The organism is Mycobacterium sp. (genome assembly GCF_019243155.1).
Lineage (GTDB): Bacteria > Actinomycetota > Actinomycetes > Mycobacteriales > Mycobacteriaceae > Mycobacterium.
Genome location: NZ_JAFAUS010000166.1, coordinates 1 through 8,640 on the forward strand (window position 1 = coordinate 1; position 8,640 = coordinate 8,640).

The window sequence follows — 8,640 nt, forward strand, 5'->3', positions numbered from 1 at the left end:
CAGCGCGCTGTTGTTGTCCTCGGCGAACTGCGGCGGTGACACCGAGACGATGTTGGGAGCCTGGGTCATCCGCTGCCGCACCGCGCCGATGGTCTGGCTGTGTTCGGGCGAGGCCGCGCCCCCGTCGGGGAAGGTGATCAACACCCGGATCGGGCCCAGCGCACCGGGACCGAGCGCCTCGCCCGCCGCGCCGACGCCGGCCCGGATCTCGTGTGCGGAGTCGAACTGGCGCAGCAGGCTGTTGCCCAGCACCATCGATGCCGCCGGCGCGGCCATCAGCAGCAGGATGAGCGATGCCCCCAGCGCCGAGATCCACGGCCGCCGCATCACCCCGCCGATCCAGCGGTTCCAGAACCGCGACTGGCTGCTCTCGGGCCGTCGCGACCAGTGCAGCAGGGCCGACCTCTTGGCGGCCGACCGGCCGAACGTCGCCAGCGCCGCCGGCGTCAACGTCGTCGAGGTCAGCATGGCCACCGCGACGGCCAGGATCGCCCCGGTGGCCATCGACTTCAGCGCCGGGGTGTTGATGACGTAGATCCCGGTGAGCGACGCGACCACCGTCATCCCGGACAGCACCACGGCCAGGCCGGATGTGGACATCGCGGCGTCGACGGCCTCGCGCGGCTCGCGCCCGGTGCGCAGTTCCTCGCGGAAACGCATCAGGATGAATAACGAATAGTCCACGGCCAGCGCGATCCCGAACATGGACACCGTCGAGGTCACGAACACCGACATGGTGGTGTAGGCCGACAGCGCATAGACCAGGCCCATAGTGACCACGACCGTGCAGATGCCCAGCGCGAGCGGGATCGCCGCGGCCGCCAGCGACCCGAACACCGCAAGTAGGACGATCAGAATGACCGGCAGGTTCCAGCGTTCGGCGGCGGCGATGTCGTGCTTGGTGTTCTGCGCCGCGGCGGCGGACAGGGCGCCCTGCCCGATGACGTAGAGCCGGACCCGCCCGTTCGCTGTCTGGCCGGGCTGGTCGCCATTGATGCCGACCCTTTTGCGCAGCTGCTTGGCGATGTCACTGGTGTTGCGCGAATCCAGACGCAGCGACAGCACATACGGCCGGTCGGGCTGGGGCGCGCGCTCGGTGGGGTTGGGCACCTCGGTGGTGCCCGGGAGTTCGGAGGCGATCTGCCGCAGCTGGGTTACCGCGTCGTTGATGTCCTGATAGCTGGCGTCCGGCCGGGGCGCGGCCACCAGCGCCAGCGATGACGCCCCCTGGTCGTGGTAGAGCTCCTCAATCTGGTCGTGGACCAACAGCGACTGCGATCCGGCCACGTCGAAACCGCCGCCAGTGAGATTCCCGGACTGCGTCAGCGCCATGTAGACCGCGGGCACCAACGCCAGCAACCAGCCCATGAAGACCAGCCAGCGGTACTTACGCAGGCTGCGGCTGAGGCGCATCATTAACTGCTGGATTTCAACACTCCCCGGGTTTCTCGCGTAAGGGCTCGCGTGTTGGCGAGGATACCGCAGCGCGCTGTGGATTATGTGGGCTTATCTAGTTCCTGAGCTGCGATGACAGCGTTGTTGTAAACCCGCTGCCAAGTCGTTGTGAACCGGTGACCAAGCGGGATTTTCCTCACACGACAGATCTTGGCTTGGCGCCCACCGGAACGGGGATGGCAGGATGGCGGATGGCCTGCGGGGCCTTTCGAGGATCGACGGGGACTTCGCGTCCAATGGCCTTCTATTGCAGTCGTTTTGCGAGTCGTCGGTTGTTCGGCGGCGTCATCGCGAAACTCGTGAGGAGTAACCGATGTCGACAGGCACCCCGACCAGGCGCCGCAGAATCATCGCCGGGCTGACCGCCATCGCGCTGCCGGGCGCCGCCTTCGCGGTGCTCGCCGGGCCGCCGGCGACGGGCGCCAACGACCCGTGCGCGGCCAGTGAGATCGCGCGGACCATCGGTTCGGTCTCCAAGTCGATGGGTGACTACCTCGACTCACACCCCGAGACCAACCAGACGATGACGTCGATGCTGCAGCAGCAGGCGGGCCCGCAATCGATGACCGGCCTGAAGTCCTACTTCGAGTCCAACCCCAAGGTCGCCGGCGACATGACGTCGATCGCGCAGCCGTTGACCAACCTGTCGCTGCAGTGCAAGTTGCCCATCTCGCCGTCCCAGGCGCTGGGGATAATGCAGCAGGCACAGGGCGCCGCGGGCGGACTGCCCGCGCTGCCCGGCAATGCCCTGCCGGCCGTTCCGGCACCGCCCGCGGCGGCCAGCCCGCTCGGCGGTCCGCCGCGGGGCAACACCGTCGGCTAGGCGCCCTTTTGCACGTCGCCCTCGGGCGGCGGTAGCGGGCCCTGCAGGGCGCCGTCGGTAGGGTCCATCGACGGGTCGCTGTAGTGCGACACCACGGGCAACGGACCGGTGATCGGTTCGTCGTCGGAGTCGGCGGTGTTCTCGGTCCGGAACACGAAGAAGAACACCACCCAGCCGACGGCGGCGAGGAACAGCCAGCTGATCAGCCGGTAGATGAGCATGGCCGAGATGGCGCTCGGCAACGACATCCCGCTGGAGACCAGGCCGGGCACCAGCACCGCCTCGACGACCAACAGCCCGCCGGGCATCAGGGGAATCGTGCCGACCGCGCGGGCGGCGGCATAGGCGACCGTCAAACCGGCCACCGACGCGTGGTCGCCGGCGGCGTACGCGGCGAAACCGAGGCAGGCGACGTCGGCGATCCAGTTGAACATGGACCAACCGAACGCCACCCCGAGGTCGCGGCGGCCCAGGCTCACCGATTCCAGCTGCATCAGGATCTCGCGCCACTTGTCCAGGCCGGTGTCGGCCGGCTTGCCGCGAATCGAGTTGACCCAAACCAGAACTCGGCTGCCGATGCCTTCGATCAGCTCAGGCCGCGACGCCACCGCCTGGGCCAGAAGCAACAACGCGATGAAGCCGCCAAGCGTGAACAGCAACGAGAAGGGGTTGTTCTTCGCGCCCAGCAGGAAAGCGCCCCCCAGGCCCAGCAGCGCCAGCCCCACCGCCTGCAGCACGCCCGACATCACCAGCTGCCACGAGGCCACCACCGTCGAGGCGCCCCAGAGGCGCTGCTGACGGAACAGGAAAGTGGCCGACAGGACCGGCCCGCCGGGCAGTGTGGTGCTCAGTGAGTTGGCGGCGTAGTACGCGGCCTCCGATCGCAACTGCTTCACGTGTACGCCGGCGGATCGCAGTAGGGTCCGCTGGATCTGGGCGAAGCTGTGCATCGACGCGGCGGACGCCGCGACCGACGCGAGGAGCCACCACCAGTTGGCCTCGTACAGGCTGTCCCAGGCTTTGGCCAGCTGGTCCCAGCCCAGTGACACCTCGGCGGCAAGCACGACCGCGACGACCCCGAGAATCGCCCAGCGCACCCACCAGTACTTGCCGCGCTGCGTTTCTTCGCGCGGCAAGTCGAGATTGCGGGTGGGTGCGTCGTGCGGCACGGGATTTAGGGTAACGGTGCAGGTGACGCGCGAGTGGTCGCGCGGCGCCGACCGTGTCGCCGTCGTAACCGGATCGTGCCGGGCCGGTCCGATCCGACACGATCCAGAGACCAGTCCGAACACGTTTGGCGACGCATCCCGGTGGATAGGCTGGCGAAATGTCAGCAAACCCCGACGATGCCTCGGTCGAACCCATAATCCGGAAGACCGCAGCCTGGGCGTGGCGTTTGCTCGTCATCCTGACCGCCGTGCTCGCCTTCCTGTGGGTCGTGGAGAAGCTGGAAGTCATCGTCGTTCCGGTGCTGGTTGCGCTGCTGGTGAGCGCGTTGCTCGTGCCGGTGGTGGACTCGCTGGACCGGCGGGGGCTGCCGCGGGGCTTCGCGGTGACGCTGGTGTTGCTGGGCGGATTCGCGATCCTCGGCGGCATCCTGACGTTCGTCATCCTGCAATTCATCGACGGCATCCCGGGCCTGACCGAGCAGGTGACGCAAAGCATCGAGACGACCCGTCGATGGCTGATCCACGGGCCGGCCCATCTGCGCAACGAGCAGATCGACAGCGCGGGCAACGCCGCCATTGAGGCGCTGCACAACAATCAGGCGAAGCTGACCAGCGGCGCGCTCTCCACAGCGGCCACCGTCACCGAGCTCGTTACCGCGGCGGTGCTGGTCCTGTTCACGCTGATCTTCTTCCTCTACGGCGGCCGCAACATCTGGCAGTACGTCGTGCAGATCATCCCGGCCGACGCGCGTTCCAGGGTGCACGAAGCCGGCAACGCCGGATACGGATCGCTGATCGGGTACGTGCGGGCCACGTTCCTGGTGGCGCTGACCGACGCGGCCGGCGTCGGCACGGGCCTGGCCATCATGAACATCCCGCTGGCACTGCCGCTGGCCTCGCTGGTGTTCCTGGGTGCCTTCATCCCGCTGGTCGGTGCGCTGATCTCGGGGCTGCTGGCCGTGGTGGTCGCGCTGCTCGCGAAAGGCATTGTCTACGCGCTTATTACGCTCGGTCTGCTGATCGCGGTGAACCAACTCGAGGCGCATCTGCTGCAGCCCCTGGTGATGGGCCGGGCGGTCTCGATTCACCCGCTCGGCGTGGTGCTCGCCATCTCCACCGGCGGCGTGCTCGCCGGGATCGTCGGCGCGCTGCTGGCCGTCCCGACGGTCGCGTTCCTCAACAACGCGATGCAGGTCCTGCTTGCGAAGGATCCGGCCGTCGAGGCCGAGAAGCAGACCGAAGAGGCCGACGAGAAGAACACAATCCTGCAGGCTGAACCGGACAATCCCGACTAGGGCGTCCTACAGACGTCCCTCGCGGCGCAGCAGGTCCGCGGCGGAAAGGCCGCCACCGGAGCGACGCCGCTGCCGTGCGGCATCACCGTTTTCGCCATGGGCGTTCATCTTTTCGGTCGACGCGTTCGAGTCGTCTTCCGACCGTCCCTGGTCGGGATCAGCGTGCTCACCCTCAGAGTGGTTGTTGGGCACCGGGATTGCGCGGGTCTGACCACCGGACGGCGGGGGCGGAGGCGCCGCGGGCCGCGGGGGGGCCGGCCGGTCGCGGCCGGGTGCGTTCTGGGTGGCGGGCGCTGACGCGCCGGGCGCGGCGAAGCGCGTCGTCTTCGCTTCGGTCGGCTGGCTGGGTCTGGCCTGAATGCGGCTCGTCGCGGCGTCACCCGAGGGCTCCTGGGCCGGCCGAACTTCCGGCAGCACGGCCGGACCCGAGCGGCGCGACGGTTCCAGCGCACCCGGGTGGGTGGGATCGTGCGGTGCCCGCGGCGCCGCGGCAACCAGGCTGGCCGCGACCGGCGGTCGGGCGGGCCGCCCACCGAGGGTCTGCCGCTTGCGCTCGTCGGGCAGGTCGATCTCGCCCAGCCCGATGCGGTTCTGCAAACGCCGGGCCCAGCGCGGCGCCCACCAGCAGTCGTCGCCGAGCAGCTTCATCACCGAGGGCACCAGGAACATCCGGACCACGGTCGCGTCCAGCAACAGCGCCGCCATCAGACCGAAGGCCAGGTACTTCATCAGCACCAAATCGGAGAACACGAACGAACCGGCGACCACGGCGAGCACCAGCGCGGCGGCCGTGATCAGCCGCCCGGTGGTCGCGGTTCCGATCCGGATGGCCTCGGCCGTCGACATGCCGCGTTCACGCGCCTCGACCATGCGGGACACCAGGAAGACCTCGTAGTCGGTGGCGAGACCGAATCCGACGGCGACAACCAGCGCGATCACCACCACCATCAACGGCGTCGGCGTGAAGTTCAGCACGTTCGAGAAGTGTCCGTCGACGAAGATCCACGTCAGGATGCCCATCGTGGACCCGAGCGTCAGCGCGCTCATCACGGCCGCCTTGACCGGCAACACCACCGATCCGAACGCCAGGAACATCAACAGCATGGTGGCGCCCAGCAGCAGCACCAGCATCAACGGAGCCTTGTCGAACAGGCTGTGGATACTGTCCTGCTCGAGCGCCGGCGTGCCGCCGATATAGAGATTTAGCCCCTTCGGGGGGTTCACCGCCCGCAGTTCGGCGAGCTTCTTCGCGGCATCGTTCTTGTTGACCAGACCGTTCTGGATCACCCGCACCGAGTCGTCCTTGGGCACCGTCGTCCCGTTCGGGCCGTTGACGCACGGGTTGCCGGCGATGGCCGGACACGGCCGCTCCTGCCAGGTCTTGTCGGTGAACCCGCCGATCGAGGAGATCCTGTTGCGGATGTCGGCGACCTGCTGGTCGGTGACCTTGCTGCCGTTGGTGCTCTGGATCACCACCGTCAACTGTTCGGTCCGGTAGCCGGAGAAGAGTTTGTCGAAGTGCTCCTGCGCCTCACGGACGGGGTTGTTGGGCGGCAGATACTTCTCGCTCATGCCGCCGAAGGACAGATTGCCCAACGGGATGACCAGCAGGATCATGCCGACGGCGATCGGGATGGCGAACGCCAGCGGCCGCTTCATCACCCAGTTGACGAGCTTGCCCCAGAAGCCGGCCTCGACCTCTTCGCGGGTTTTGGTCTTCTGCAGCCGGTCCGCGAGCCAGTTCAGGTAGGCGCGCGACCACTTCCAGTTCCGCAGGAACGGCACCCGGAACGCGGTCCGCACGCCCAGCGCGTCGACGTGCCGGCCGAGGATGCCCAGGCAGGCGGGCAAGAACGTGATCGACAGCAACGCGGCGAGGCCCACCGCGGCGAAGATCGCGTAGGTCAGCGAATGCACGAACCCCTGCGGCAGCACCAGCAGGCTGGCGCTCGACGCGATGATCAGCACCGCCGAGAAGGTCACGGTGCGACCGGCCGTCATGACGGTGCGGCGCACTGCGGCCTCGGTGTCGTAGCCCTCGGCGATCTCCTCCCGGAACCGGCTCACCACGAAAAGCCCGTAGTCGATGGCGATACCCAGACCGATCAGCGAGACCACCGGCTGGGCGAAGAAATGCACCGGTCCGAACACGGCGACCAGCCGCAGGATGCCCAGCGAGCCCGCGATGCTCAGGCCGCCCACGATGGCGGGCAGGCCGGCGGCGATCGCGCCACCGAAGACGAGGAACAACACCACCGCCACCAGCGGCACCGCAAGGACTTCCATGCGGCGCTGGTCGGTTGCGATGGTGCCCGTCAGGGCATTGGCGATCGGCTCCAGGCCGGCGAGTTCCACCGCGCCGCCGTTCAGCTTCTGCAGAGCCGGCGCGATGTCCTTGTAGTTGTTGAGGATGCTGTCGTCGTCGTCGCCCTTCAGCGGGATGGAGACGAACGTGTGCTTCTTGTCGTCGCTGACCATCCCCTTGATGATCGGGTTGGTGCTGCCGGGGGCGGCCAGCCAGCCGGCCCAGCCGACGACCTGATCGGGGTGGTCGGTTTTGAACTTGTTGAGCTCGGCGACGACCTTGTCCCGCCACGCCGCGTCGTCGACCGTCTGCCCGTTGGGAGCGGTGAAGGTGGCCACGACGTGGCTGGTGCGGTCGCGACCGTAGGTTTTGTCACCCAGCACCGAGGCCTTCACGGACTGACTGCCCTCGTCGTAGAAACCGCTCTGTGTGACATGCTTGCCGAGGCTGAGCCCGAATACGCCACCAAACAGGCAAAGAGCTACCGTGACCCCGATCACGATGTACCGATAGCGGTACACAGTTCGACCCCACCAGGCGAACACGCAAGCTCCTTACTGGATCGTTAACGACCCGCGCATCGGTTTTCCAGTGTCACACACGCGCGGTCAACAGAGCGGACAGCGGCCGGAACGGCTGCAGCCACGCCCCCTGATCAGGCAGCGAATCCAGGCCGATTCGCGGCAGCGGCTCCCGGAAAACTCCTTCGATGTCCTCCAGGTCGACGAAGTCCAAGGTATCCGACGCTAGCGCCCAACTCGCGTGTTCGCGAAATCCGATCACTTGAACGCCCACTCCGGTGCGGGCGATCTCTTCCAGGGGCTGACGGAAGGCCTGACCGTCGGCGGACGCCACAACCAGCGCGGCCAGCCCTTCGCGGCGCCGCAGGTCGATATGGGCCAGCATGTCGCGGTCGACATCGCTGTCCTCGTCGATCTTCGGTTTGGCGAAAACCGCGAATCCGACGTTCCGAAGGGCATCCACCCAGGGCCGCACAACATCAGCGCTACCCGGTGCGATGTTGGTGAAAACGGTGGCTTCGGGTTCGATCACGACGCCTGGGCGACCGGCACTGACTTCGGCCGCGCGCGCCAACAGCCAACGTCCCAGGGCGTCGAACCGCGGCCGCTCCATCGCCGTGGGGCGCCGGCCCAGGATCGAGCCCAGACCCATGTCGAGATTGGGCGCGTCCCAGACCAGCAAGACGCGCCCGCCCGGCGAGAAGCTACCAAGTGCCCCGTCGTCGTCGCCGGTCAGTACCGCGGGCGGGGCTACGGGTTCCGCGGCCGACGCGGTTTCTTCCGTCAGGCTCATGCTCGTCGCCTACTTATCGCCTGTCCGGGCCCGGTTTCGGGCTTGAGCCAGATGAATTCGTTGATGACGCTGCCGGCGTCGCGGCCCTTGTTCTCGTACTTGGTGATCGGGCGGGCGGTCGAGATCGGCAGTCGGCTGCCGGGATCCACCCGGCTGAGTCGTGGTTCGGCGTCACCGACCTCCGCGATGTGTTCGGCGTAGCCGGCGTGGTCCGTCGCGACGTGCACAACACCACCCCCGAGTAGCCGATCGGCGATCAAGGCAATCGTGGAAGTCTGC

6 protein-coding genes and 1 pseudogene are annotated in these 8,640 nt (G+C 67.5%); 2 read left to right on the forward strand and 5 right to left on the reverse strand.

Annotation, left to right across the window (positions count from 1 at the left end; translation table 11 throughout):
- Positions 1–1,416: MMPL family transporter (locus JOZ00_RS08090; protein WP_293342208.1), on the reverse strand; the 1,416-nt coding region annotated here is incomplete at its 3' end.
- Between the two features lie 352 nt (positions 1,417–1,768).
- Between JOZ00_RS08090 and JOZ00_RS08095 the strand changes: the two genes are divergently transcribed.
- A complete protein-coding gene (locus JOZ00_RS08095) occupies positions 1,769–2,278 on the forward strand; it encodes a hemophore (protein WP_293342210.1) in 510 nt (169 codons plus the stop codon).
- Here JOZ00_RS08095 and JOZ00_RS08100 read toward each other — a convergent pair.
- Positions 2,275–3,447 (reverse strand): YbhN family protein, encoded by a 1,173-nt coding sequence (locus JOZ00_RS08100; protein WP_293342213.1) that lies wholly within the window; start codon positions 3,445–3,447, stop codon positions 2,275–2,277. The two genes, JOZ00_RS08095 and JOZ00_RS08100, sit on opposite strands and share 4 nt — an antisense overlap.
- 158 nt (positions 3,448–3,605) lie before the next feature.
- Between JOZ00_RS08100 and JOZ00_RS08105 the strand changes: the two genes are divergently transcribed.
- Positions 3,606–4,742, forward strand: a complete 1,137-nt coding sequence (locus JOZ00_RS08105) for an AI-2E family transporter (RefSeq protein WP_293342216.1) — start codon at positions 3,606–3,608, stop codon at positions 4,740–4,742.
- 6 nt (positions 4,743–4,748) lie between these two features.
- On the opposite strand, the gene JOZ00_RS08110 is transcribed toward JOZ00_RS08105, so the two are convergent.
- The 3 genes and pseudogenes from JOZ00_RS08110 to JOZ00_RS08120 all read right to left on the reverse strand — a co-directional run.
- On the reverse strand, positions 4,749–7,592 hold the full coding sequence (locus JOZ00_RS08110) for an MMPL family transporter (RefSeq protein ID WP_293342219.1): 2,844 nt from the start codon (positions 7,590–7,592) through the stop codon (positions 4,749–4,751).
- Positions 7,593–7,641: 49 nt separating this feature from the next.
- Positions 7,642–8,361 carry an NYN domain-containing protein gene (locus JOZ00_RS08115; protein ID WP_293342222.1) on the reverse strand — a complete coding sequence of 240 codons (720 nt, stop codon included), beginning with the start codon at positions 8,359–8,361 and terminating at the stop codon, positions 7,642–7,644.
- Positions 8,358–8,640: pseudogene (locus JOZ00_RS08120) on the reverse strand (hypothetical protein); the annotation flags it as partial. The pseudogene JOZ00_RS08120 and the gene JOZ00_RS08115, both read right to left, overlap by 4 nt.

What these genes read in the sequence shown, in the direction of transcription:
- JOZ00_RS08095 (WP_293342210.1), top strand. Translation starts at nt 1,769, where the DNA reads ATGTCGACAGGCACCCCGACCAGGCGCCGCAGAATCATCGCCGGGCTG.
- JOZ00_RS08115 (WP_293342222.1), bottom strand. Translation starts at nt 8,361, where the DNA reads ATGAGCCTGACGGAAGAAACCGCGTCGGCCGCGGAACCCGTAGCCCCG.
- JOZ00_RS08105 (WP_293342216.1), top strand. Translation starts at nt 3,606, where the DNA reads ATGTCAGCAAACCCCGACGATGCCTCGGTCGAACCCATAATCCGGAAG.